Below are 24,567 nucleotides of genomic sequence, written 5' to 3'. Positions count from 1 at the left end.
CACGCGTAATACAGCTCATACGGCCGTTGTCCGCAGGCCTACTCTTCTTGAATGCGTGTTGACGATCTCAGGGCATCGCGCGGCTCAGCAGACGGCATACTTGGACTGAACGCATAGGCCAGCAAACCAACCAGCACCATCGCTGCCGCGCAGGCAAAGATGTAAGCGTAGACGGCTGGAGCCGGAGTGTTCGCACGCTGGCCGGCATCAGCAATCAGGCCAAAGGCCCAGGTCGTAAGCGCGAAGCCCAGGAAGACAAAGGTATTGAGAAAGCCCAATCCACGTCCCCTCATCGCGGGTGCGAGCAACAAGCGCCCATGCGCCATGACCAGTGGGTGCAGCACACCCAAGGTGGCCAGCATGGTAAGCAATGCCACATCGGGCAGTAGCCCGGCACCGGGCAAGGCCGCCAGCGCAACGCCTGCGACGAGCGTCACGCAAGACCAGCCCAGCACGGTACCCCGTATCGAGTAACGGTGCACTAACCAAGGCAGCGCCATCGCAGCACAGAACGCGCCCAGACTCAGTGCGGCCAGAGCTAGGCCGCGCGGACCGGCCTGAAGCCCAAACACACTGGCCAGGTAGGGACCACCCCAAGCATTGCGGAAGGAAGTACCTGCCGCCATCGCCATGCACATAGGAATCAGCGTCCACAGCGCAGGAATGGCCAGTAGGCGGGCGCTAGCGTTCAGCATGGCCGCTGGGCTTTCCTGCAGCACCTGGGCATGTCCGTGGTCGCGCACGGTGCGCCAAACTCCCACGCAGGCCAGCGCCATGCACAGTGCCCCAACCGCGATCGCCGGCCGCCAGCCCAACGCTTGCACCGCCCAGCCCAGTGGCGCCGTCGCACACAGCGAACCGAGCATGCCGACCGCATTGGCTCGGCTGATGAAGGCGGCAGCGCGCTGCGGTGGCAATTGCTCGGAGGCATAGTGCATCAGCCCCATAAAAACCGGTGCGCAGGCCAGGCCCAGCCCCGCCTGTGCCAGCATCGCGTTGAGGCCGTCGGGCGCGCAGACGAAGAGCGCAGCCGAAGCCACGCCGAGCATCAGTAGTAGGCGCGTCGGTACCCCCACGCCGAATCGGTCGAAGGCCATGCCCACCGGAATCTGCGCCAATCCGAAGGCCAGGAAAAAGCATGATGAGAGGGATCCAAAACCGGCTGGCGAGAGTTGCAGGTCGTGCTGCAGCTCCGGCGCCATTACAGCCAGGCAGCTACGAAAGAACTGGCTCAGCACCAGAGCAAAGGCCAGCGCGGCCAGACCACGAGCGGAAGAAGACGGATCCATTGCAGGGGAGCCACCAGGCGGCAGATGCGCCGCCCGCAGACGAGAAGAAGAGCGAGCCGCTGTTGGAACATGACAGTGATGAACAGGTCACCAAGTCGGACGTAGAAGGTCGGCTCGTGAGGGAAAAACTACATAGTCAGCCAAGGTCAGCGGTTGCCATCGCCTCATCTATGGCCGCGCAAGCAGCAGCGGTAGCTGTCGACAATGGAGCGCGCAATTCATTGGCACATAGACCCAATCGCCACATTGCGTACTTGATGCCTGCAGGGCTGGGCTCAAGAAACAGAGACATATGCAATGCCATGAGGCGATCCTGTAAATCGCGGGCCGCTGGCAAGTCATTGGTACGTGCGGCGGCAATCATTCGCGCGAATAGTGCTGGTGCGACGTTCGCCGTGACCGAGATGCATCCGTCTCCCCCATGGGCGATGTATCCCAAGCTCGTGCTGTCATCACCAGACAAAAACGCGAATGGCTTGCGAATTCTTGCCCGCTCCATGGTGACGCGAGCCACGTTGCCGGTCGAGTCTTTCACGCCGGCCACATGTTCGAGCTGCGCAAGTTCCACGATGGTGTCGACGGTAAGCTCTTGGCCAGTACGCCCAGGGATGTTGTAGACAAGAATCGGAAGTCGAGTGACGCGATCAATCGCCGCGAAGTGCTGCACAACCTGCTGCTGGGTTGGCTTGTTGTAATAGCCTGTGACATGCAACACGCCATCCGCGCCCGCCTCCTCAGAGGCAAGTGTGAGCGCGATCGCTTCCTGGGTACTATTCGAGCCAGCCCCGGCAATGATGGGGATCCGGCCGGCGGCAAAGCGCACTGCGTCCGCAATCACCTGCACATGCTCTTCATGGCTCAAGGTGGGGCACTCACCAGTGGTGCCGCAAATCACAAGCCCCGATGACCCCTGATCCGTATGCCAATCTACCAAGCGTTGCAAGGTCGGCTGGTGGTACTGACCATCCAACAAAGGCGTAATGAGGGCAGGAATGGATCCTGAAAATTGCGCGACAGACATATAAATCCTTGAAGGGCATAGCCAGGAAGTCAGGGGGATCACTTGCACCTTGCAATCCATCCTGATCGGCGGCATCCCCCTCGCAATCAATTCGTGAAGAGCATCCTTGGAGAAGACTTAGTCGACGATGCTATCGCCGTTTTCAGGCTTCTCTTGGACATAGAGTTCAAGCGGCTGCTGACCGGCATGATCAAGGCTTTTCGAGCCGATAAGTACCTGATGCAAGCGCGAGCTGATGCAACTGCCGGCAGAATGTACTTCATGAGAAAACCTCATTTGTTCCGCTGCGCAGCCAACTGATCAAAACTGCCGGATACCTAACGCGCTATTGTCCTTCGATCTAGCGGAGCTCGGTAAAGCGATTATTTCTTATTGGGTAATTACTTTTACGAACTACCTAGCACCAACGCTGCGACCCCACCTGCATCGGGGAAGACGGTCGCGGCTTCGCCGTGGTGGCCGGCGAGGTGCGCAACCTCCCCCACCGTAACCAGGAGTCGGCGCAGGAAATCCAGCAGATGATCGAGAAACTGCAGGTCGGCGCCCGCGAGACGGTCACCACCATGACCGAGAGCCAGCGCTACAGCGAGCAGAGAGTGGAGATCGCCAACCAGGCCAGCGAACGCCTGGGCAGCGTCACCCACCGCATCGGCGAGATCGAGCGTGCCTGTTGGGGCGACCGCAGTAATTAGTTGCTTTACTGCGGCCGCCAGTCTATTACTCGCGTCCTGCACTCCACTCGCGAATGCTCAGGTTTGCCTTCGCACCGATACTGAGAAATGGTTGCGGCGGCAAGTTCTTGGGCGGGGCATAGCTGTTGAAGATTTCCACGAGCTGAGTTCTCAAGCCCAGTGCCGACTCTGCGGCGGCAATTCCTGCTGCAGATGATTTGGATGCACCAAGCCCGTTACACGCACAAGCGGCAATGATGCCCGGCTCAATTTCACCGAATGCGGGGACGCCGTTCCAGGTAAGAGCCATTGCTCCGCCCCACCGGTACTGCATACGGGTGCCTTTCAGCCCAGGGAAGCGATCGGCAAATTTGCGATCATGAACCCGCCCGGCACTTTTGATATCACCCTCAGTGATTTCAATATTGGACTGATAGGTGTATCTCGAGCGAATGAGAACACGATCCCCTTTGCTTCCGCTGATACGGCGCACGGTGGTTCCCATCGGAAGCGCCGGTGTCGCGGCCCAATTCCGGTGGCCTGAAAGAAGCTTCGGATCGAACTCCTCTGTCATGGAGGCATAGGTGAAGATGTGCAGGAAAACCCCCTTGAAGAATCCAAAGCTCTGCGCATGTCCGTTGTTGGCGAGAATAATCTTCTTCGCATTGACGGAGCCATTCGGGGTCTTGATCAACCAGGTGCCAGAGACTTTCTCGAAGGACAGAGCGGGCGTCCTTTCGAAAACCTTCACGGGATCTCGCAATCCGTCCGCAAATGAACGGATGTAGGCCGCGGGTTGCACCATCACGGTTCCCGGCATGTACAGCCCAGAGGTGTAGGCGTGGCTACCCGTAACATCGAAGATTTCCTTTGTGCTGAGCAGGTGATGGGCCTCGTCCAAGGATTCGAGCTGCTTGGCATAGGACCGTATGTGCTCATCTCCCTGTGAGCTAATCGCGACGCTGTACCTTCCACAAGGGTCAAATACGTCACGTCCCCAACCTTGCTCTTCGGCCATCTCGGTCGCTAGACCGATCGCCGTCCGGTACATCGTGATGTCGCGTCTGGCGCGGTCGGCCGAGGTGCCGCCGTAATCATCCGACGACACCTCGTGCGGCAGATCGATGATGAAACCGGAGTTGCGCCCGGTCGCACCTTCACCGATAACACCTGCTTCCAGCACTGCTACGCGTAATCCAGGATCGAGCTGAGAAAGTCTTCGGGCTGCGGATAGACCTGCAAAGCCGCCCCCAATGATCGCGATGTCCGCCGTAATGGATCCTTCGAGGGGCGGTTTCGGAGCTCGGGCAGGCAGCATCGCGACCCAGCCGGATACCCCGGTGTTCTTAGGTAATTTGGAGGCTACGAACATTTCTCTGCTCTCCGGGATCAGGATGCGTCAGCTTCTAGTTCTACGAGTTGGCCAAGCGCGGCGCGCAAAACTTCAACTCGTTGGGGCGCCAGGCGGGAAAGCGGGCGCCGCGGATTGCCAGCGCCGTAGCCAGTGATCTCCGCACCCGCGTAGACGGACTGGACGTAGTCACCCTCCCAGATGAGGGACATGACCGGCTCCAGCACCTTCCAGATTTCGCGGGCTTCGTCCCACTTGCGCTCCATTGCTGCGTTGACCAGAGCGACACAGGTCTTGGGTGCCATGTTCGCCCCGCCCCAGATCAGACCGGCGCAGCCAGCGTAGAGCGCGTACGGCACAAGCGGGTCGGCGCCGTTCATTGCCGAGAGTCCGGTGCGAATCAGAGAGGCCTGTCTGCCCAGATCACCACTGCTGTCCTTGACCGCAACGAAGTTGGGGATTTCGCAGAGCTGGCGCAGAAGCGAAGGGGTAATTTCGACGCCGACAGCCTGGGGCACGTTGTAGCCGATGACGGGCAGGCCCGCCGAGGCGACGGTAGTATAGAAATCGATGATCCCCTGATCGTCGGTAGGACCTTCAAAGAACGGAGGCAACACCATCACACCGTCTGCGCCGCAGTCGGCGGCATGACGTGTCCGTTCAACGACTTCGTCGACCAGCAAGGCAGATGTCTGCGCAATGACTTTGGCGCGGCCACCTATCACCTTGGCGCCGAAGGCGACAAGTTCCTTGGATTCCTCTTTCGAGAGGTAAACATGCATCCCGGTCCCGGAGCTCAGAACGAACCCGTGAACGCCGGCAGCAAGGTAGCGCTCGATCAACTGTTCCAGTCGACCGAAGTCGATTTTCCCCGCGCTATCAAACGGAGTGGTGATCGCAAGGTTCACACCAGAAAAGGCAAAAGCGGACATTGATTTGATCTCCTTCTTATTCTTCGCCGGACAGATCCAGCCAGATGGTTTTCAGTTGTGTGTATTGGTCATGGGCATGGAGGGAGTTGTCGCGACCGCCAAAACCTGACTGCTTGAAGCCGCCAAACGGCGTGGTGATGTCTCCCTCGCCGAAAGAGTTCACGGTGACGGTGCCGGCTCGCAATGCACGTGCAACTCGCATGGCACGCTTGCCGTCGGCAGTGAACACGGAAGCTGCGAGGCCATAGTCCGTATCGTTCGCCACAGCCACGGCCTCTTGCAGGCTGTCAACGGTGATGACCGACAGGATCGGACCAAAGATCTCTTCCCGGGCAGGCTTGGCATCATTGCTCGCGACATCAAGGATGGTTGGGTGAACGTAGCGCTCGTTGCTGGTTTCCCCGCCGTAGAGCACCTTTTCGCCATTGCCCAGATAGGAGCTGACCTTGTTGAAATGGTCCCGAGACACCAGCGGACCAATGCGGTTGGCCGGATCGAGTGGATCACCAACGTGCCAATCATCAGCGAGCTCGCTGATGCGCTGGAGAAGCTGTGCCTTGATGTCCTTGTGAACGATCAGCCTGGAAATTGCGGAGCAGTTCTCCCCCATGTTCCAGAACGCGCCGTTCACGATGTGAGCGGCGGCTGCATCGATATCACCAACGTCATCCAGGACGATGCAGGGATTCTTGCCGCCCATCTCCAGGACGACTTCCTTGAGATTGCTTTCAGCGGAGTACTTCAGGAATCGACGACCAGTTTCGGTCGAACCGGTAAAGGAGATGACATCGATATCCGGGTGCCGACCGATAGGTTCACCCACGCCCGGCCCCGTGCCGGTGATTACGTTGAAGACGCCTGCAGGGATACCTGCTTCGAGAGCAAGCTCAGCAACACGAAGTGCGGTAAGAGAAGTCTCTTCGGCCGGTTTGACCACCAGAGAGCAGCCTGCGGCCAGTGCCGGGCCAATCTTCCAGGCCAGCATTAGAAGCGGAAAGTTCCACGGTAATACCAAACCGACGACGCCCACCGGCTCGCGTACGATCAGAGCGATGTGGCTGTCCGACGGTGGAGACACCTGGTCGTAGATCTTGTCGATGGCTTCTGCGTGCCACTTGAGGCAGTTGATCGTTTCGGGAACATCAACCGTCTGGCAATCAAGGATCGTTTTCCCGCTATCTAGGCTCTCCATAACGGCCAGTTCGAGAGCATTCTTTTCGATAAGTGCAGCCAACCGCAGAAGCGCCTGCTTCCGGCTGGAAGGATGAAGCTTCGCCCAGCGACCGTCGGCCCAGGCTGCACGCGCGCTCGCGACGGCGACGTCCACATCGGCTGCCGAGCATGCCGTGAGCTCAACAAGAACCTCGCCAGTCGCAGGATTGGTAGTGGCGAATGTATCCCCGGATTTTGCGAGGTACGGCTCGCCGTCGATAATGGCCGCACTTGGCAGCTTCAGATGCCGGGCGATCTTCTCGTAGTCAGTTTTTGTCAGCATTTCGGTCATCTTGTTCTCCTGGCCGAGTCGGCCTCGTACTTATCGAGCTGAACTTCAGTTCCCTTTGGCATGGCGCCCATGGTCATCTGGCGCTTGCCGAGATCGAGGTGCGCACGCATAAGTTTTTCGCTAATAGGCGCTGCTCAAAGCTCTGCGCCTGCAGTCCACTCCGTTCAGGCGATGGACAAACGCATGCCAAGTCGCAGCAAGAGCCCGGGCGGGTTACGGCAGGTCGAGGGCGTCGTCCACGGCGCAAGCGTGGGATAGCAGCTCGTCCTGGGTCGGCTGACAGTAGTGGGGATCGGCTAGGAGGCTGCAGTCGAAGCCGGCGGCCTTGGCGTTGCGGCCAAGGTCCAGGCTCTCTTCCGTGGTGGTGGCGTTGATCCCCGCCATCAAGGTGATGCGCCCCCCCGGCCAACTCTGCAATCACATCGAAGAGTTTTTTGCGGTCGCCGTTGCTCAGCGCGTAGTACTCACCGGTAGTACCGCCGACAATCAGACCGCGAATGCCATGACCGATCAGGCTGTCGATCACCGGGGTCAAGGCAGGGAAGTCAATGGAACCCTCTTGGGTGAAAGGAGTTACGACAGGGGTCCAGACGCCATCAAAGTTCATGTAATCACCACGTCGAACAATTTGTATTTGTTGTGGATTTCGACGTGAAGGTTAATGACGAGGTGTTGTCACCAACAAGCAACATTTAGGGAGATCAATTGATAAACGGAAGTTATGGATTCCGCCCAACAGATGCTCACAAATAAAAAGCCCGTCGTCGACGAGCTTTAATAGCACAAGTTCACAAAGTATTTTATCAAATTCAATTTCTGGCGATAACCAACAAAAAAGCCGATCAAACAATAACGTGTGGTTATCAGAACTGATTGATTAGCCAGTCCCGCAGGCGGCAACACGCATCATCAAAGTCTTTTTCTTCATCGAAAGCGAGGTAGTGCACGCTGTTCGTGTGCACCAGCTCCTGCTCGACCGGACGAACAAGTAATCCTTCATTGATCAGATGGTTGACCAGGTAATGCCAGCCGAGAGAGACGCCCTGGTGGCTGAGAACCATCTGTATCAGCAGGTTGTAGTCGTTAGCATTGAAGAAATGAGGTGCGTTGGGGGGACGCGTCCCCAGATCGATGTCGTGGTAGGCCAGCCAAAGATTCCAGTCGACATGCTCGGCTACCTGGGAACGGCCGTAGGGACTGAGGTTCAGCAGCACACTGTCGCGAAGACCTTCCAGGCTGCTTATCTCCGGGTGCTCTTCTAGATACTTGGGCGTACACACTGGGTAGATCACATCGTGCACCAGCGGGTAGTTGCGATAACCCTCACGAACCTTGGCAATCTTGGTGACGAAGATGTCGGGACTCACGCCGGGCTCCATGGAGAGGAAGTTCTGCGTAGTGATGAGGTTCAGATCAACGTCCGGGTTCGCGCTGAAGAAACTGGGCAGCCGACGGGCCAGCCAGAGTGCGGAAAATGCGGGTGAACAGCAGAGAGTGAGAACGCGCTTTGAGGTGCTCTTTCTGCGAATTCGCTCAGCAGCCTGAGAGATGTTGGCGAAAGACAGCTGCACCGCATCGAAGAATATCGAGCCGGCATTCGTAAGCTCTACGGTTCGCCCCACGCGCGTGAACAGCTCGTCGCCGAGATAGATTTCCAGCTCGCGAATCTGTCGGCTGATGGCCGCCTGACTCACGCACAAGGCCTCGGCGGCACGAGTGAAATTCTGGTATTTGGCCGCCGCGACAAAAGCCTTTACGGCTCGAAGCGATGGCATCTTGATTAGGCTTTGATCGGGTTCGCTGTGCTTAACCATAACTACAAGTCATCAGATTCCTGAATAAAAAGTAGGTTTGGCCCCTGGCGTGCGCAATTTAGACTGCATCCAGCTGCCACCAATGGCCACCGTAGCTCGGTAGCTTTAGATAACCCGAGGTTATCCGAAAGGGCATCAACACAAAAGCCCTAGCCTTGTCGTGCGCAGGGCCCTGAGTCCGAGATTCCAATGCTTTCTGACTCAAGGACGCACCAACAAATCCCGCGCCAGCTTAGGAGTGCATATAACAATGAACAACCGTACCGATGTATTGGCCTTGATTCGCCAACGCAAAGAGCAACATGGACTTCCTTCCGCGGCGTATAAAGATCCGGAGGTTTATCGTCAGGATCTTGAGCAAATCTGGCACAAGGAATGGATCTTCGCAGGTCATACCTTCGAGCTGGAAAAACCCGGGCAGTACCTGACCCTGCAAATCGGCGACTATCCGATTGCAGTGGTCCGTGGCGGCGACGGCCAAGTCCGTGCGTTCCACAATGCTTGCCGGCATCGAGGCTCCAAGGTTTGTACTGAAAACAGCGGTAAGGTAGCCAAGCTGGTTTGCCCCTACCACAAATGGACTTTCGATCTGGATGGTAAGTTGCTGTTCGCCGGGAACATGGGGCCCGACTTCAACGTTGCCGACCATGGCCTGAAGCCCGCCCATTGTCAGGTGGTGAACAGCTATATCTACGTCTGCGTGGCCGACAAGGCACCGGACTTTGATAAATTCCGAAGCGCCGTATCGCCCTTCATCGGTCCGCACAACCTGGATCACTGCAAGGTAGCATTCGAGTCCAACCTGGTGGAACGGGGCAATTGGAAGCTGGTCTTCGAGAACAACCGCGAGTGCTACCACTGCGATGGCAGCCATCCTGAGCTGCTCAAATCCTATGTTGAAGATCCTTCAGTACAGGGCGTTGGCGGTGAGGAGCCCCCCGAACTAACGGAATACTGGAATCGTTGTGAGGCAGCCGGCCTGCCTAGCCGCTTGGTGATGGATGAAGCCGGGCAGTTCCGGATGACACGCATTCCACTCACCAACGGAGCCGTCAGCTACACAATGGACGGCAGACCTGCGGTAACCAGTCGCCTGGACCGAAGTGGCGAAGACAACATCGGCGCGCTCCTGTACTTCAACTATCCCTCCACCTGGAACCACTTCCTCGGTGATCACGCCCTGAGTTTCCGAGTGCTGCCCCTGGGGCCCGGCGAGACCCTGGTGACTACAAAGTGGCTGGTACACAAAGACGCTCAGGAAGGCATCGACTACGACCTCGATCGCCTGACCCGTGTCTGGACTGCCACCAACGACCAGGATCGGCGCCTAGTTGAAGGCACTCAGGTTGGCGTGACATCTCCCGCATACGAGCCCGGCCCATTCTCGTCGCTCGTCGAGATTGGGGTCAGTCAATTCGTGGATTGGTACTGCTCAAAAATGATTAGTCGACTTGCTGACTGACTCCTGCTCGTAGCGCTTCGGCTGAACCCCGTTTCATTTTGTTGGTGAAACGGGGTTTCTTTTATTTGAAGGACCAATTGCTCAAGAGCTCGTACGCAGCCCATAAAATCCGCTTCTCGCCATAGCGGTCATGGCAAGGGATTACTCCTGGTGCTCTTGGCCGCGCTTTGCTACGGACTGCAACCCCTCTTCGCCAAGTACGCATACGTAGGCGGCGCCGATCCTGTAGGGCTACTGCTAGCGCGCTACTCAATTGCCGCTGGAGTATTGCTGCTGATCCTCCGCCGCCGAGGAATTCCGCTTCCGAGTCGGCACCTGGCAATACAGAATTTTCTGCTGGGCGCTGGATATGGGGTATCGGCACTCGGTTACTACGTCGCCAGCCGCTATGTATCCGTAGGCTTGGCGGTGATTCTGGTGTTCACCTTTCCAACCTTCGTCACAGCAGGATCCATCGCGCTTCTGGGTGAGCGCACCAACTCCCTCAAGCTAGTGAGCCTGACATTGGCGCTGGGCGGGGTCCTTATGGCGACTGGGCTCACGATATCTGGATCACCGACAGGGGTGCTTTGGGCGTTGTTCTCCGCAATTTGCTACAGCATCGCCGTCCTGTATGGAACCCATCGCATCTTGCATGAACATCCGCTGGCCTCAGCCGTAATAGTGCTCCTAGGTTGCGGAACTGTATTCGTTCTGGTCGCCCTTTTTCGGGGCGCGTCCCTACCGTCTTCAGCCCTTGGCTGGTGGTCAACAGTGGGCTTAGCCTTGTTTTCGACCCTGATACCGCTCACAGCATTCCTGGCCGGGGCCTCGCGAATCGGCCCGTCGTCAGCGGCAACTGTTTCAACGCTAGAGCCGGTAGTGGCCATTGCGGTTGCACTCATGGGCGAGCAGCTAACCTCTGCAATGATCTGCGGAGGCGGAATGGTAGTTCTGGCGGCTTTGCTGTTGGCGCGCCGGGGAGTCGTTGATCAAGGCTTGAGCGACGCGCAGACCGAAACCGCCTCAAATCGATAACATGAGGTTATTACAAGATCCTTGTAAATGTAGTTGGACGCTGAGACAGCTAAAACCTAATTTTTAGCTATCGCGTGGCATCTAAAAACGATGCCGCATTTATGGAGCAGGAATTTCTGCGCGCCGGCTTACCGATGTTCGAGTTTGAACGGATCTCCGGCATTTTTTTCGCACTGATCACCGTCCGATCATGAACAGTGAAAAGTTGACTGATTGGTTATAAACATAAGAATGAGGTTTGTATGAGTCAGGCCGATGAGATTCTTTCGGTAAAGAACATCTTCAAGGTATTCGGACCTAATCCGGATATTGCCATGGAGATGCTGCGCAAAGGCGCCGACAAGAACGAGATCTTCCGCAAGACCGGTCATGTCGTCGGGGTGTTCGACGCCAGCTTTTCAGTCAAGCGCGGTGAGATCTTCGTGATCATGGGGCTGTCCGGTTCGGGCAAGTCCACCATGGTGCGGCTGTTCAACCGTCTGATCGAACCCACCTCGGGCAGTATCCACCTGAACGGACGCGAGATCACCGGCCTCTCGGACAAGGCATTGCTGGACGTGCGCCGCAAGGAAATGGGCATGGTGTTCCAGTCCTTCGCGCTGATGCCGCACATGAGCGTCCTGGAAAACACCGCCTTCGGCTTGGAAATCTCCGGTGTCAGCGAGCGCGAACGCCACGCCCGAGCCGCCGAAGCCCTGCGGCAGGTGGGCCTGGCCGGCCATGAGCACAGCTACCCCCACCAGCTGTCCGGCGGGATGCAGCAGCGCGTCGGCCTAGCCCGGGCCCTGGCGAACGACCCGACCATCCTGCTGATGGACGAAGCCTTCTCCGCCCTCGATCCGCTGATTCGCAGCGAGATGCAAGGCGAACTGATCCGCCTTCAGGCCGAGCAGCAGCGCACGATCATTTTCATCTCCCATGACATTGAGGAAGCGATCCGCATCGGTCATCGCATCGCGATCATGGAGGGCGGCCGGGTGGTGCAGATCGGTACCCCGCAGGAACTGATCAACCAGCCCGCCAACGAGTACGTCGAAACCTTCTTCAAGGGCTTCGACAGCTCCCGGGTGCTCAAGGCCGGCGACGTCGCCCAACTCGACCCGGCGATGGTCTGCCGAGTGAATGGCAAAGCCCCACACTTTCAAGCGGGTGTGCCCTACGGCTACCTGATCGACGAGCGTGACCAGCTCCTGGCCGTGGTGGGCGCGGATGAGTCCGGTGGCGTGGCGATCGGCCAGCCGGAGGAGCAGTTCAGCCTGCACAAGCAGAGCCCCGTCTACACCGACACGCCCTTGCATGACGTGCTGGATATCGTTGCGGCACTGCCTTACCCCGTGCCCGTTCTGGACCGTGACGGTGCCTTGAAAGGCACCATTTCCAAGAATCAGCTGTTGCACACTCTGAGCCGCCATTGAGCCCCCTCGATCACGCAACAGCCGCAACTTCGGAGAATAGGTAACCAGCATGTCAGAGTTCAGTCTTCTCGATCCTTTCCAGAGCGCAGTCATTCCCCTGGGTGACTGGGTGGAAACCACCCTCAATTTCCTGGTGCACAACTTCCGCGATGTGTTCCGTGCCATCCGTTGGCCGATCGATCAGGTGCTCAATGGCATCGAGTTCGTCCTGCAGAGTATCCCGCCAACCATCGGCATCATCCTGTCCTCGTTGCTGGGCTGGCAGCTGGCCGGCAAGCGCATGGCATTGTTGTGCTTCGTCACCTTGACCCTGCTCGGCTTCATCGGCGTGTGGTCGGAGTCCATGACCACCCTAGCGCTGGTGCTGACCTCGGTGTTCTTCTGCGCCGTGATCGGTATCCCGCTGGGCATTCTCTGCGCCCGCAGCGACCACCTGGAACGGATGGTGCGGCCGGTGCTCGACGCCATGCAGACCCTGCCTGCGTTCGTCTACCTGGTGCCCGTGGTGATGCTGTTCGGCATCGGCAACGTGCCGGGTGTGCTGGTAACCATCGTGTTCGCCCTGCCACCGCTGGTGCGCCTGACCAACTTAGGGATTCGCCAGGTACCCGAAGACAAGATCGAGGCCGCCCGCGCCTTCGGCTGCACCCCGCGGCAGATGCTGACCCGCGTGCAACTGCCGCTGGCCACCTCGACCATCATGGCTGGCATGAACCAGACCCTGATGCTGTCACTGTCGATGGTGGTGATCGCCTCGATGATCTCCGTCGGTGGCCTGGGGCAGATGGTGCTGCGTGGCATCGGCCGTCTGGACATGGGCCTGGCCACGGTCGGTGGTGTCGGCCTGGTGTTGCTGGCGATCTTCCTGGACCGCCTGACCCAGGCCATGGGCAAACGTTCCAGCGCCGACCCGAGCCTGCGTTGGTACCACACCGGCCCCGTTGGCGTGCTGCTGCGTCTGTGCGGTGCCGGGCAATCAGCCGGGCGGCGCAAGACCGCCTAATTCCAAACCCATCTTGATCTGCCGTACTTGAATACAAAAACCAGAAGAGGGTATGTGACAATGCATCAGTTCAGTTTTTCCCGCAAATTCATGCAATGCGCCTCGGCTTTGGCGTTCACGGTGATGTCTTTGCATGGCAACGCATCCGCTGAAAAGCCGGGAGATGGTGTCAAGGTCACACCAATGTTCTCTACGGTTGCCGAAGAGCGCTTCCGTGGCGAAATCGCCATGGCCGGCTTGGAAGAGCTTGGCTACAACGTCCAAGAGCCCAAGGAGGCCGAATACGCCACCGTCATTCTGGCGGTTGCTTATGGTGATGCCGACTTCACCGTGCATTTGGATGACATCCTACATGCTAGCTTCTACAAAAAAGCAGGCGGCGACACCAATCTGATTAAGGCCGGGGTGTTCATGCCAGGAATCCTCCAAGGCTACATGATCGACAAGAAGACCGCCGAAGCCCATAACATCAAGTACGTCACCGACCTGCAGAAGCCCGAGATCGCCAAGCTGTTCGACACCGACGGCGACGGTAAGGCTGACCTGACCGGCTGCAACCCCGGCTGGGGCTGTGAGCTGGTCATCGAGCACCATATGAAGGCCTACGACTTGGACAAGACCGTGCACGTCAACCAGGGCTCGTACTTCGCCCTAATGGCCGACACCATCAGCCGCTACAAGGAAGGCAAGCCGGTCCTGTACTACACCTGGACGCCACAATGGATTTCCAACGTACTGGTCGAGGGGCGTGACGTGGTCTGGCTGGAAGTACCAAAAACTGACCTCCCGGATGGCAATAACGATGCCAACACCATGTACGAAGGCAAGAACCTCGGTTTTGCCATCGACACGGTCGAGTCAACCCTGAACAGGGAATTCGCCGAGAAGAATCCAGTTGCGCTGAAGTTCTTCTCGCTGGTGCAGATCTCCGCCGCTGACGAAAGCGCACAGAACTTGAAGATGCAGCAAGGCGAAAACAAGCCAGCCGATATCCGCCGCCATGCTCAGGAGTGGATCGCTGCTCACCGCCAGCAGTGGGATCAGTGGCTGCAGGCCTCCCGTGCCGCAGCAGCAAATCACGCCTCCAAGTAGTTCATGTTCAAGGTGCCCGCAACGCGGGCACCTTTTTCCTTACCTGATCCTGTCTGTGGAGTGTTGATCACTCTACCCGCTCGTCCGTGATTTTCCTCTAGCCCAGGAACATAAAATAATCATGACTACTTCTCCGTACTCGATTCATCCAGACGCGCGAAAAATAGATCCTGCCAAGCGGCGAATTTCAGCAGTCAAGGCGGATGGCTCTGAAGACAATAATGATCGTGTTGAAATTGGCCCTACCCCACTGGCTTTCTCTGAATGGGCAAGCCTGAATCTGGAAGTGCCAAATCTGCACGCCATGCGCGAATATCGTTTGCGACGGATTCGCGAGCAGCTTGTAGCACGCGACTTGGGCGGCGCTCTCATCTTTGACCCTTTGAATATTCGTTATGTGACTGACACCACGAATATGCAGGTTTGGACTGCTCATAACCCTGCCAGGGCTTGCTTTGTCTCGGCTGCTGGATACGTGGTGCTGTGGGATTTTCATGGTTGTGATCACTTATCTGCCCATCTGCCACTTATCAACGAACTGCGTAGCGGAGCTTCTTTTTTCTACTTTGAGTCAGGCGATCGAACTGAAGAGCACGCTCGTAAATTTGCGGCTCAAGTTGATGATTTACTTCGTCAGCATGCCGGAAGTAATCGTCGCTTAGCAGTTGATAAGATCGAGATGGCGGGGCTTCGCGCTCTACAAGGTCTGGGTATTGAAGTCTTAAATGGACAAGAAGTTACAGAGTTCGCGCGATCAATAAAGGGGCCAGATGAGATAAAAGCAATGCGCTGTGCGATTGCATCATGTGAGGCATCCATTGCCGTGATGCGCAAAGAGCTTCGTGCGGGCGCTACTGAAAATGATGTTTGGGCCGTTCTGCACGCAGAAAACATACGACGCGGTGGTGAGTGGATCGAGACTCGAATTCTCAGCTCAGGCCCACGTACGAATCCCTGGTTCCAAGAGTCGGGACCTAGGGTCATCAGTGATGGTGATTTGCTCTCATTCGACACAGATCTCATCAGTGTCTATGGAGTGTGCGTGGATATTTCTCGTAGCTGGATTTGCGGTGGTGGTGAGCCTACTGCAGAGCAGAAACGATTGTATCGAATCGCATACGAACATATCACGACCAATGCGACCCTGGTGAAACCTGGCGTTAGATTCTCCGAGCTAACTGAAAAAGCCCATCGCCTACCAGAAGAGTTCCGGGCGCAGCGCTATGGCGTGATTTTCCATGGAGTTGGATTGTGCGACGAGTATCCCTCCATTCGATACCCAGAAGACTTTGAATCGTATGGTTACGAAGGGGAGCTTCAAGCCGGAATGGCATTATGCGTTGAGGCTTATGTGGGAGCTGTCGGTGGTAGGGATGGCATAAAGCTTGAGAATCAAATCCTCGTCACTGATGATGGATTTGAAAATCTAACTTCTTACCCATTTGAGGACTCATTTTTAATCGACTAACCGAGCATATTCGCGTGACCAGGACCAAATTCCAGTCACGCGCGCATGAATAAATAGATTATTAATGGTATTCATTGCCAATGAGCTGAGATATGAGAACTTCATTCGAAAGTGTCTTGAAGTGCAAGAACTTAGTGCATCTGGACAGGGCTAGTCGAGCTGGCCTGACGACTCCCGTACGTCGAGTGTCCTTCGTTCTGCGCGAGCATTTTTCAATGATGGCATTTACTGGGGCGGTAGATGCCTTGGTGACTGCCAACCTCATGAGTTCGATGCCCGTATTCGAAGTCCAGGTGGTTGGCGGCCAGAGTAACCTGGTCGTGAGCGACCTGGGTATCGCTATCTCCACAGACTGCTCGCTGGCTGAACTGGATGAAAGACACGAAGACATCATCGTGGTGTGCGGTGGTTTCCGGGTCCGCCTTGAAAGCGATCCTTTATTACGATCGAAATTACGCCACGCCGATGCTGCCGGCTCAGTGCTTGGCGGACTCTGGAACGGTGCTTACTTCCTTGCCGAGGCTGGATTATTGGATGGCCACGAATGTGCTTTTCATCCGGACGGCCGGGCTATGATGACCGAGCTTTTTCCAAAAGTAAGTGTGACTACTCACTCCCATGTGCTGGATCGCAAGAGAATGAGCTGTGCCGGCGCAAACAGCTCGCTGGGTATGATGCTTGAAGTGGTTGGGCATAGTGGCGGCCAGGAACTTCTGAATGCTGTCGAGGAGGTTTTGGGCTGCGATAAAATGCGGGAGGCTGTTGATGTTTCAGTTGTGTCGATAGACTTTGACCCAACGTTGCCGAGAACCCTTAAGCTTGCCTTAGAGCTGATGCACAGCAATATCGAGGATCCGATAGATATCGGTGAGATAGCCCGTTACGCTCGCATATCCCGGCGACACCTTGAGCGATTGTTCCGCCGATACGTGAAGGCCACACCACCACGCTACTACATGGAATTGCGGCTCACCCACGCGCGCCAGTTGTTGCAGCACACCAACAAGTCTTTGACCGAAATAGCTGTAGCAAGTGGATTTGCTACCCTCCCGCATTTCAGCCGCTGTTTCCGCGAGAAATTTGACATCGCCCCAGGTCAATTTCGCGCTCGTTCTCAGTTCAGCGTTCGGTAACGCACACCACCAAAAGGTAGTGGCGAACTACTCAGTAACTCTTTCATCTCTATCGAAGACCAGGGAGGGTCAACCTTCCTAAGAAAACTACACCGGCACACATACTCCATCCCAAGGTCACCTAATTTATGAATACCCAGGTGAAATCAGAATGCACATCGGAGGCTGACAAGACTCGTCGCGGGGTATTTTTTTGCTTATTGGCAATGTTGGTATTTGCTTCCCAGGATGGAATAACAAAATATCTCGTTAAAGACTTCTCAATCGCACAACTGGTGATGATGCGCTATTGGGTTTTTCTTTTAGTTTCCGTTGGCTTCGCTGTGTGGAAAAGTTCTTTGAGGACTGCAGTGCGCAGTTCACTGCCTTGGACGCAGATTCTACGCTCCCTATTGGCCGTCGGGGAGTCGGCACTGTTCGGTTGGGGCCTTCACTATCTTGGACTAGCTGAGAGCCACGCTCTCTTGGCGATATTTCCACTGATAACACTAGCATTAGCGAGAGCTTTCCTCGGCGAAACTGTTGGGCTACGCCATTGGATTGCCGCTATGGTGGGCTTTTCCGGTACTCTGGTGATCCTGCGCCCCGGCTTCGGCGTTTTTGATTCTGCAGCGTTGATACCACTACTGGCTGCTTTTACTTTCGCCGTTTACAACCTGCTTTCCCGTAAGACCAGTCAGACTGATTCATTTTCCACAAACATGCTTTACATGGCGTTGGTCGGAGCAATTGCATCCACTTGCTTCGGCATTCCTGCTTGGCTGCCGCCATCACCTAAAGAATGGGTGCTACTCAGTGCTCTTTCAGTAGCCGGGATGATTGGGCATCTGCTTTTAATTAAGGCGCTGGAGTATGCACCTGCTGCGCTCCTTCAGCCGTTCAACTACTCACTTCTTGTTTTTGCTACGTTAGTTGGCTTGATCGTGTTCGGAGAGTTTCCCGACATTTGGACGCTAACAGGCGCAGCCTTAGTGCTTGCTGGGGGTATGTACGCGGCTAAGAATCGTCTGAAGTAGTCATACCTTCTGGCTAACTTCAGCCCTCGTCGATCGTTGAAAGCAGCCAATCGACCCCAAACACCAAGACCATCCACTCTCATCTTGCAGTAGAGCGTTGCCCAAGCCTGTGGGCCAGTCCCCCAATGGTGACTTCGGCTGCTTTCGGGTAACTGGACCTAAAACCCGTGGCGCTTGAAGATTTCCGCGTAGCTCCCGTCGTCGCGCATGGCTCGGATTGCCTGGTTGAAGGCCGCGGCAATAGCCGTGTTCTGAGGGTGGCTGCGGCGCACCAGGATATGCAGGCCATTCTCACTGAGCGGCTTGTGCAGAAACTCCAACTGGTCACGCAAGTCGACTAGCTCGCGATTGAGGTAATAGCGCGCCACATATTCGTCTTCCAAGGTTAGGTCGACCCGCCCGGCCGCCAACATCCGCGCGCCCATCCGAAAGTCGAGCACTTTTTGCTTGTGCAGCAGCGGGTCGCTGTCGAAGCGGGCGTCATAGGCATAGCCGCGCGCCACCGCGATGCTGTAGTGGCGCAAGTCTTCCAGGCGCTCAAAACCAATTTTTCTTCCCTTGCGCTGGACAAAGAGGATGCGGTTGATCAGATAGGGTTCAGAGAACCGGCCAAATTGGGCGCGCTCGCTGCTATACCAAGCTCCGACCAATACATCATAGGTACCGTCTTGTAAGCCACGCAGGGCGCGCGCTCCGGGTACCTCAGTGTACGTGACCGTATAACCGGCGCGCTGCAGCGCGCTGTTTACCAGATCAACCGCCAGGCCATTGTTAAGCAAGCGTTGGTCGGTGAATGGCGGCCAGCTATTTGCAACCAGGCGCAGTTCCTCCGGCACAGCAACACCAATCGCGAGCCAGAGTGCAACGAATGCCAAGGTGCGAATCTTGTCCATGGATCTTGTCCGATGGATACATGCAGTAGTTTAGCCAGCGCGCATCGATTCCGGCTCCAGCGCGTCATACCGTCCTTGTTCTTAGTCGAACACGGCGCGTGAATAAGCGTCGCATCCACAATGACGCCTTGGCGCAACGACAGGCCGCGATCCCCCAGGTAGCCATTGATCACGGCCAGAATCCCTGCAGCCAGTTCGTGCTTTTCCAGCAAACGACGGAAGTTCAGGATGATTATTTCGTCGGGAATGTGCTCCAGGCTTAGCCCCGCGAACTGGCGAAGGATGGGTGCCTCGAACAGCCCTCCTCCATCGCAGGATCGGTGTAGCCGAATCAGTTCTGCATCAGATGCACACGCAGCATCGCTATCAGCGGATACGACGGACGCGTACTTTCGCTCTTCGGGTAGTTGAGCTCGAACAAGGACGCCTGCTACATGATCGGCATGCTCGGCGTGCACACTCTGCTGCGGGTGGCGAGGCGCGACAACCAGCTGGAATTGCTGCGCCAGTTGTTCGCCGGGGGCATGAGCGCGGGCGACGTGGTGCGCCTGGCGCCGCTGTTCGACTCCGGTTGGCTGGAGCAGCCGCGCTACGTGCCGCCCTGGGCCGCCGACCTGCGCCGCGTGGCCGCCGCCTTGGCCTTTTCCGCCTTTGTCGGGCGGATCAAGCTGGATGTGGTTGACCTGGAGCGGTTCGTGGAGTTGGAGGAGGAGTAATGCGGGGCGAGATAACCTGCAGGGGCGAATTCATTCGCCAAGCAGGCCGAAGGTCTGCCATTGCCGGGACACCCCTGGGGGCACCTGCGCTGCCCTTGGCGAATGAATTCGCCCTACAGGAAAGCTCTTCTCGACAAGAAAAAAAGGAGCCCGAAGGCTCCTTGAGGGACAGACGCCGCGGCTGACACACCCACGGCGTCGGGGTAGGACGGCGACTCAGGCGGCGCTGAAGGTCTTGTGCGGGTCGATGACGAATTTCTTCGGCACGCCGGCATCGAACTCGCCGTAGCCACGCGGCGCGTCGTCCAGGCTGATGACCTGCACGCCCACCACTTCGGCGATGTTGATGCGGTCCCACATGATGGCCTGCATCAGCGCGCGGTTGTACTTCATCACCGGGGTCTGGCCGGTGTGGAAGCTGTGGGATTTCGCCCAGCCGAGGCCGAAGCGGATGCTCAGGGCGCCGATCTTGGCGGCGGCATCCACCGCACCCGGGTCTTCGGTGACGTAGAGGCCGGGGATACCGATCTTGCCAGCCACGCGGGTGACCTGCATCAGCGAGTTCAGCACGGTGGCCGGGGCTTCGTGCTTGGCGCCTTCATGGCCGTGGCCACGGGCTTCGAAGCCCACCGCGTCGACGGCGCAGTCCACTTCCGGCTCGCCCAGCAGCGCGGCGATCTGCTCGTGCAGCGGGGTGTCCAGCGACAGGTCGGCGATCTCGAAGCCCTGGGCCTTGGCGTGGGCCAGGCGGGCGGGGTTGAGGTCGCCGACGATGACCACGGCAGCGCCCAGCAGGCGGGCGGAGGCGGCAGCGGCCAGGCCGACGGGACCGGCGCCGGCCACGTATACGGTGCTACCCGGGCCAACGCCAGCGGTGACGGCGCCGTGGTAGCCGGTGGGCAGGATGTCGGAGAGGCAGGTCAGGTCACGGATCTTCTCCATGGCCTTGTCGCGATCCGGCAGTTTGAGCAGGTTGAAGTCGGCGTAGGGTACCAGCACGTACTCGGCCTGGCCGCCGGTCCAGTCGCCCATGTCGACATAACCGTAGGCGCCGCCGGCGCGGGCCGGGTTGACGGTCAGGCACACGCCGGTGTGCATTTCCTTGCAGGAGCGGCAGCGGCCGCAAGCGACGTTGAAGGGTACGGAAACCAGGTCGCCGATCTTCAGGTTCTCCACGTCACTGCCCTTCTCGATCACCTCGCCGGTGATCTCGTGGCCGAGTACCAGGCCGACCTGGGCGGTGGTACGGCCGCGCACCATGTGCTGGTCCGAGCCGCAGATGTTGGTGGAGACGACTTTCAGGATGACCCCGTGCTCGATCTTCTTGCCACGAGGGTCCTGCATTTTGGGGTAGTCGATCTTCTGGACTTCGACCTTGCCCGAACCGAGATAAACGACACCGCGATTACCTGACATGTGAAACCATCTCCTTTCTTGTGGTTGGTTGTGCGACATCGGACCGAGCCTGAGCGTGGCCCAACAGGCACTTGGTGCCGGTGTCCGGGCGGAAGCTGAATGAAGCATGCTCGCGATAACCTGCCGAGCAGTGGCCAGCCTCCTGACCCGGAAGAGCCGGGTCATGCCCCATCACAGCAAGTCCAGCGGGTACTGGGTAATGATTCGTACCTGATCAACATCGCCGTCGGCCTGGGCCGAGTTGGATCGGTGGATGGTCTGCTGCAGGGTGATGGAAAGGTCCTTCGCCGGGCCGCTCTGGACCACGTACTGGAGCTGGAAGTCGCGCTCCCAGTGCTTGCCACCATCACCCAGCACGGCGTAGTAGGCGTAGGCGCCGTTGGGGTCGACCTTCGAGTTGTCGATGTCAGTGCCGCGCAGGTAACGCGTCATGAAGTTCAGGCCGGGCAGGCCAATGGCAGCCATGTCGAAGTCGTAGCGCAGTTGCCAGGAACGCTCGTTGGGGGAGTTGAAGTCGGAGTACAACACCGAATTGGCAAGGTAGATGGAATCCCCGTCTCCCAGGTAGTCGAAGGGCTGGTCACCGTTGATGCGCTGGTGGGCCAGCATGACTGAGTGGGCGCCGACACGGAGACGGGCATATGCACTCCAGCTGTCGTTATCGATTTCACCAGCCCGGGCACTGCCTTCGTCGCGGGTGCTGTAGAGGGTGGCCCCGAGGGACAGGGCGCGGGCATCGTCGAAGGTGAAGGTCTTGCCCAGACTGACGTAGGTCTGGTTCCAAACGTCCTCGAACTGTGCCTGATAGAGGCTCAGCAGTGTGCCGTCGGCGAACTCGTAGTCCCCACCGAGATAGCTGGCGGAGTCATAGGTGGTGCCGCCGTACTCGGTGGTCAACTCGCCGTCGTGGTTGCTGCTGGCCTTGTTGCGCGCCGAATGCAGACGACCGCCCTGGAGCACCAGGCCGTCGATGGAGGTATTCTGGATCGACACGCCACGAAAGCTCTGGGGCAGCAGGCGGCCATCGCCATGCTGGAAAACCGGAGTGACCGGGAACAGGTCGCCCAGTTTCAGCTCAGTGTCGAAAGCACGCAGCTTGAGGGCGCCGCCGGCTGCGGAATAGTTGTCCTCAGCACGGCGTTGGCTGTCCAGCGGCAGCAGGTTGGTGCCCGAGGTACCGCCGCCGCTGTCCAGCTTCACACCGAGCAGAGCGTGGGCGTCGACCCCGACTCCGACCGACCCTTGAGTGTATCCTGAGCTGAAGAACCCCTGGAAACCTTGGGCCCATTCCTCGCGATAGCTTTGCTGGCGGCCATTGAACAGGCCGTCGCCGCGGCTGCGGAAATCACGATTGAAGTAGAAGTTGCGGTTGATCAGTTTCAGCGAGCTGCCTTCGACGAAGCCCTCCGCCGGCTTGGCATCAGTGGCTGCCATGAGAGGCAGACTGAGCAGGATCAGTGCGGTCGCGGATAGCCCGGTCAGGGCGCAGGTACGGTGGGACACTTTGGCAAACCTCTATTGTTTTTGTATGAGGAGGCGCCAGTGTTGCTTTCGCGGGCAGGCCGAACAAACGATCATTTTTAGGGCACTGCATGTTGAATTTGCATGCTGAACTTTGCCAGGGCGTAGTGTTTCTCAATGGACTAAACCCTGCAGCTGAGCGATCGCGAGACATAAAAAAACCGCCGGCATGCGGCGGCGAGGTCTCAGGCACTGAGCCGTCGACTAGGAGGGTAACCCCATGCTTCAACTCGCAGCCAAAGCATGGAAGCGCACGGAGCACTGACGTGATCCGTGAGTACGAGAAGAGCCGTTGTCCAACCGCCCAAGGCAAACGACGGCACTCCTCGGACATTGCTACTGCGAATTACCGCCCTGCTTCACGAAGTCAGCGAGGGCGGGTTCGCAGATAGGTTCGGCACAACATCCAGATAGGTGTTTTCCGCCCCTATCTGCTGGTGCCGAAACTTCCCGTCAGATGTGCAGTGCGTGTCCCAGGGCCTTGAGCGCGGCTTCCTGAATGGCTTCGCCAAGGGTCGGATGCGCGTGGATTGTCCCGGCTACGTCTTCCAGTCGAGCATTCATCTCGAGCGATTGCCCAAACGCGGTGGACAGTTCCGACACCTGGGTTCCCACGGCTTGCCAGCCCAAGATCAGGTGATTGTCTTTACGAGCGACGACTCGCACGAAGCCTGATTTCGACTCAAGTGTCATCGCCCGACCGTTCGCTGCAAACGGGAAGGTCGCGGTGATGACGTCCAGTCCTTGTACCTTGGCCTGCTCAGGTGTTAACCCTGCAACCACCAACTCAGGATCGGTGAAGCAAACAGCTGCGATAGCGGCAGGCTGGAAATGCCGCGTCTTGCCGGCAATAAGTTCCGCCACCATTTCGCCCTGGGCCATGGCGCGGTGCGCAAGCATAGGCTCGCCCGTCAGGTCACCAATCGCCCAGACATTGCGCATACTCGTCCGGCACTGATCATCGACTGCAACTGCTGAACCCTGTCGTGCAAGATCTAGCGTTTCAAGATTCCAGCCTTGCGTATTGGGTTTGCGTCCAACTGCGACCAGAACCTGATCCGCCTCAAGCACCACAACCTCGCCGCTGTTGTTTTTGACCTTCAGTTGCTGGCTTACAGGGTCGTATCCTTCCACGCTGTGCTGTAGATAGACCTCGATACCCAGTGCTTTGAGCGATTGCGCAACCGGTGCAGTCAGTTCCGCATCATAGGCGGGGAGGATTCGCTCCTTGGCCTCAACGACCAGCACTTCAACGCCGAGCTTGCGATACACCGTACCCAGTTCCAGACCAATGTAACCGGCGCCCACTACGGCCAGGCGCTTGGGCAACTTGCTGGGAGAGAGAGCCTCAGTGGAAGAGATCACTCCGTCGCCGAATGGCAGCATCGGAAGCGCAACACTGGTCGAGCCAGTTGCCAGCAGAAGATGCTCACACTCGATCCGTTGTCCGTTCACCTCAACGGTCTTGCCATCTAGCACCTTGGCCCATCCGTGAATCACGGAAACGCCATTCTTCTTAAGCAGAGCGGCAACCCCGCTGGTAAGACGATCTACGATGCCATCCTTCCAACTGATGCTCTGGCTGATGTCCAGGCTCACTTGCGGCACGGAGATCCCCAACGACTGAGCATGCTGGGTCGCGTGGTAGGTTTCTGCGACGTGGATCAGTGCCTTTGAAGGAATGCAGCCGATGTTCAGGCAGGTTCCACCCAGTGCTCGGCCCTCGATCAGTATCGTAGGAATGCCGAGTTGTCCTGCACGAATTGCCGCAACATAGCCGCCAGGCCCGCCGCCGATGATCAGCAGTGTGGTTCGTTGATTCGATTGCATGAC

Annotated in this window: 20 protein-coding genes and 4 pseudogenes; 11 read left to right on the top strand and 13 right to left on the bottom strand. The window is 57.7% G+C overall.

Annotated features, from left to right (window positions below; all coding sequences use genetic code 11):
* Positions 1-38: 38 nt before the first annotated feature.
* Positions 39-1,289 carry an MFS transporter gene (locus PJW05_RS03060; RefSeq protein ID WP_108240808.1) on the bottom strand — a complete coding sequence of 417 codons (1,251 nt, stop codon included), beginning with the start codon at positions 1,287-1,289 and terminating at the stop codon, positions 39-41.
* Positions 1,290-1,425: 136 nt separating this feature from the next.
* Positions 1,426-2,310, bottom strand: coding sequence for a 4-hydroxy-tetrahydrodipicolinate synthase (gene dapA, locus PJW05_RS03055; protein WP_108240807.1), 885 nt, complete (start codon positions 2,308-2,310; stop codon positions 1,426-1,428).
* A 42-nt stretch (positions 2,311-2,352) separates the two neighbouring features.
* On the opposite strand from dapA, the gene PJW05_RS03050 reads away from it, so the two are divergent.
* Positions 2,353-2,610, top strand: coding sequence for a hypothetical protein (locus tag PJW05_RS03050; RefSeq protein WP_108240806.1), 258 nt, complete (start codon positions 2,353-2,355; stop codon positions 2,608-2,610).
* A gap of 128 nt (positions 2,611-2,738) precedes the next feature.
* Positions 2,739-2,972, top strand: a pseudogene (locus PJW05_RS03045) (methyl-accepting chemotaxis protein); the annotation flags it as partial.
* Positions 2,973-3,027: 55 nt separating this feature from the next.
* Here PJW05_RS03045 and PJW05_RS03040 read toward each other — a convergent pair.
* From PJW05_RS03040 to PJW05_RS03015, 6 genes and pseudogenes are all read right to left on the bottom strand, one after another.
* Complete coding sequence (locus PJW05_RS03040) at positions 3,028-4,353, bottom strand: NAD(P)/FAD-dependent oxidoreductase (RefSeq protein WP_205579776.1); 1,326 nt, start codon at positions 4,351-4,353, stop codon at positions 3,028-3,030.
* 17 nt (positions 4,354-4,370) lie between these two features.
* Positions 4,371-5,264, bottom strand: coding sequence for a dihydrodipicolinate synthase family protein (locus tag PJW05_RS03035; RefSeq protein WP_108240804.1), 894 nt, complete (start codon positions 5,262-5,264; stop codon positions 4,371-4,373).
* Positions 5,265-5,280: 16 nt separating this feature from the next.
* Positions 5,281-6,768 carry an aldehyde dehydrogenase gene (locus tag PJW05_RS03030; protein WP_108240803.1) on the bottom strand — a complete coding sequence of 496 codons (1,488 nt, stop codon included), beginning with the start codon at positions 6,766-6,768 and terminating at the stop codon, positions 5,281-5,283.
* Between the two features lie 213 nt (positions 6,769-6,981).
* Positions 6,982-7,152 carry a dihydrodipicolinate synthase family protein gene (locus PJW05_RS03025; RefSeq protein ID WP_252126738.1) on the bottom strand — a complete coding sequence of 57 codons (171 nt, stop codon included), beginning with the start codon at positions 7,150-7,152 and terminating at the stop codon, positions 6,982-6,984.
* A gap of 79 nt (positions 7,153-7,231) precedes the next feature.
* Positions 7,232-7,375, bottom strand: a pseudogene (locus tag PJW05_RS26655) (dihydrodipicolinate synthase family protein); the annotation flags it as partial.
* Positions 7,376-7,631: 256 nt separating this feature from the next.
* Positions 7,632-8,582, bottom strand: a complete 951-nt coding sequence (locus PJW05_RS03015) for a LysR family transcriptional regulator (protein ID WP_108240802.1) — start codon at positions 8,580-8,582, stop codon at positions 7,632-7,634.
* A 250-nt stretch (positions 8,583-8,832) separates the two neighbouring features.
* Between PJW05_RS03015 and PJW05_RS03010 the strand changes: the two genes are divergently transcribed.
* From PJW05_RS03010 to PJW05_RS02975, 8 genes are all read left to right on the top strand, one after another.
* Positions 8,833-10,044 carry an aromatic ring-hydroxylating oxygenase subunit alpha gene (locus PJW05_RS03010; RefSeq protein WP_108240801.1) on the top strand — a complete coding sequence of 404 codons (1,212 nt, stop codon included), beginning with the start codon at positions 8,833-8,835 and terminating at the stop codon, positions 10,042-10,044.
* 150 nt (positions 10,045-10,194) lie between these two features.
* Positions 10,195-11,061: a DMT family transporter gene (locus tag PJW05_RS03005; protein ID WP_240431969.1), complete on the top strand. Its 867-nt coding sequence runs from the start codon at positions 10,195-10,197 to the stop codon at positions 11,059-11,061.
* 242 nt (positions 11,062-11,303) lie between these two features.
* Entirely contained in the window at positions 11,304-12,476 is a 1,173-nt protein-coding gene (locus PJW05_RS03000) for a quaternary amine ABC transporter ATP-binding protein (RefSeq protein WP_108240799.1), read from the top strand.
* A 49-nt stretch (positions 12,477-12,525) separates the two neighbouring features.
* The gene (gene proW, locus PJW05_RS02995) at positions 12,526-13,479 is read left to right on the top strand and encodes a glycine betaine/L-proline ABC transporter permease ProW (protein ID WP_108240798.1); all 954 of its coding nucleotides are present in this window, start codon (positions 12,526-12,528) and stop codon (positions 13,477-13,479) included.
* 60 nt (positions 13,480-13,539) lie between these two features.
* Entirely contained in the window at positions 13,540-14,571 is a 1,032-nt protein-coding gene (gene proX, locus PJW05_RS02990) for a glycine betaine/L-proline ABC transporter substrate-binding protein ProX (protein WP_108240797.1), read from the top strand.
* Positions 14,572-14,692: 121 nt separating this feature from the next.
* Entirely contained in the window at positions 14,693-16,039 is a 1,347-nt protein-coding gene (dddP, locus tag PJW05_RS02985) for a dimethylsulfonioproprionate lyase DddP (protein WP_108240796.1), read from the top strand.
* A 92-nt stretch (positions 16,040-16,131) separates the two neighbouring features.
* Positions 16,132-17,172, top strand: coding sequence for a GlxA family transcriptional regulator (locus PJW05_RS02980; protein ID WP_108240795.1), 1,041 nt, complete (start codon positions 16,132-16,134; stop codon positions 17,170-17,172).
* A 128-nt stretch (positions 17,173-17,300) separates the two neighbouring features.
* Positions 17,301-18,188, top strand: a complete 888-nt coding sequence (locus PJW05_RS02975; protein WP_108240794.1) for a DMT family transporter — start codon at positions 17,301-17,303, stop codon at positions 18,186-18,188.
* A gap of 158 nt (positions 18,189-18,346) precedes the next feature.
* Here PJW05_RS02975 and PJW05_RS02970 read toward each other — a convergent pair whose 3' ends face one another.
* Together PJW05_RS02970 and PJW05_RS02965 are read right to left on the bottom strand one after the other, a co-directional pair.
* Complete coding sequence (locus PJW05_RS02970; protein WP_108240793.1) at positions 18,347-19,081, bottom strand: substrate-binding periplasmic protein; 735 nt, start codon at positions 19,079-19,081, stop codon at positions 18,347-18,349.
* Between the two features lie 68 nt (positions 19,082-19,149).
* Positions 19,150-19,505: pseudogene (locus PJW05_RS02965) on the bottom strand (transposase); the annotation flags it as partial.
* Between PJW05_RS02965 and PJW05_RS02960 the strand changes: the two are divergent.
* Positions 19,501-19,797 (top strand): annotated as a pseudogene (locus tag PJW05_RS02960) (tyrosine/phenylalanine carboxypeptidase domain-containing protein); the annotation flags it as partial. The pseudogenes PJW05_RS02965 and PJW05_RS02960 overlap by 5 nt on opposite strands.
* Before the next feature lie 216 nt (positions 19,798-20,013).
* Here the strand turns inward: PJW05_RS02960 and fdhA are convergent.
* The 3 genes from fdhA to lpdA form a co-directional block, all read right to left on the bottom strand.
* Positions 20,014-21,213: a formaldehyde dehydrogenase, glutathione-independent gene (gene fdhA, locus PJW05_RS02955; RefSeq protein WP_108240792.1), complete on the bottom strand. Its 1,200-nt coding sequence runs from the start codon at positions 21,211-21,213 to the stop codon at positions 20,014-20,016.
* A gap of 171 nt (positions 21,214-21,384) precedes the next feature.
* Entirely contained in the window at positions 21,385-22,647 is a 1,263-nt protein-coding gene (locus tag PJW05_RS02950) for an OprD family porin (RefSeq protein WP_108240933.1), read from the bottom strand.
* 540 nt (positions 22,648-23,187) lie between these two features.
* Positions 23,188-24,564, bottom strand: a complete 1,377-nt coding sequence (gene lpdA, locus PJW05_RS02945) for a dihydrolipoyl dehydrogenase (RefSeq protein WP_108240791.1) — start codon at positions 24,562-24,564, stop codon at positions 23,188-23,190.
* Between the last annotated feature and the right edge of the window lie 3 nt (positions 24,565-24,567).

Origin of the sequence: Pseudomonas sp. Q1-7 (assembly GCF_028010285.1) — a bacterium.
Classification (GTDB): Bacteria; Pseudomonadota; Gammaproteobacteria; order Pseudomonadales; family Pseudomonadaceae; genus Metapseudomonas.
The sequence above is the reverse complement of the archived record's forward strand: the minus strand, read 5'-3'. Positions and strand labels throughout refer to the sequence as shown.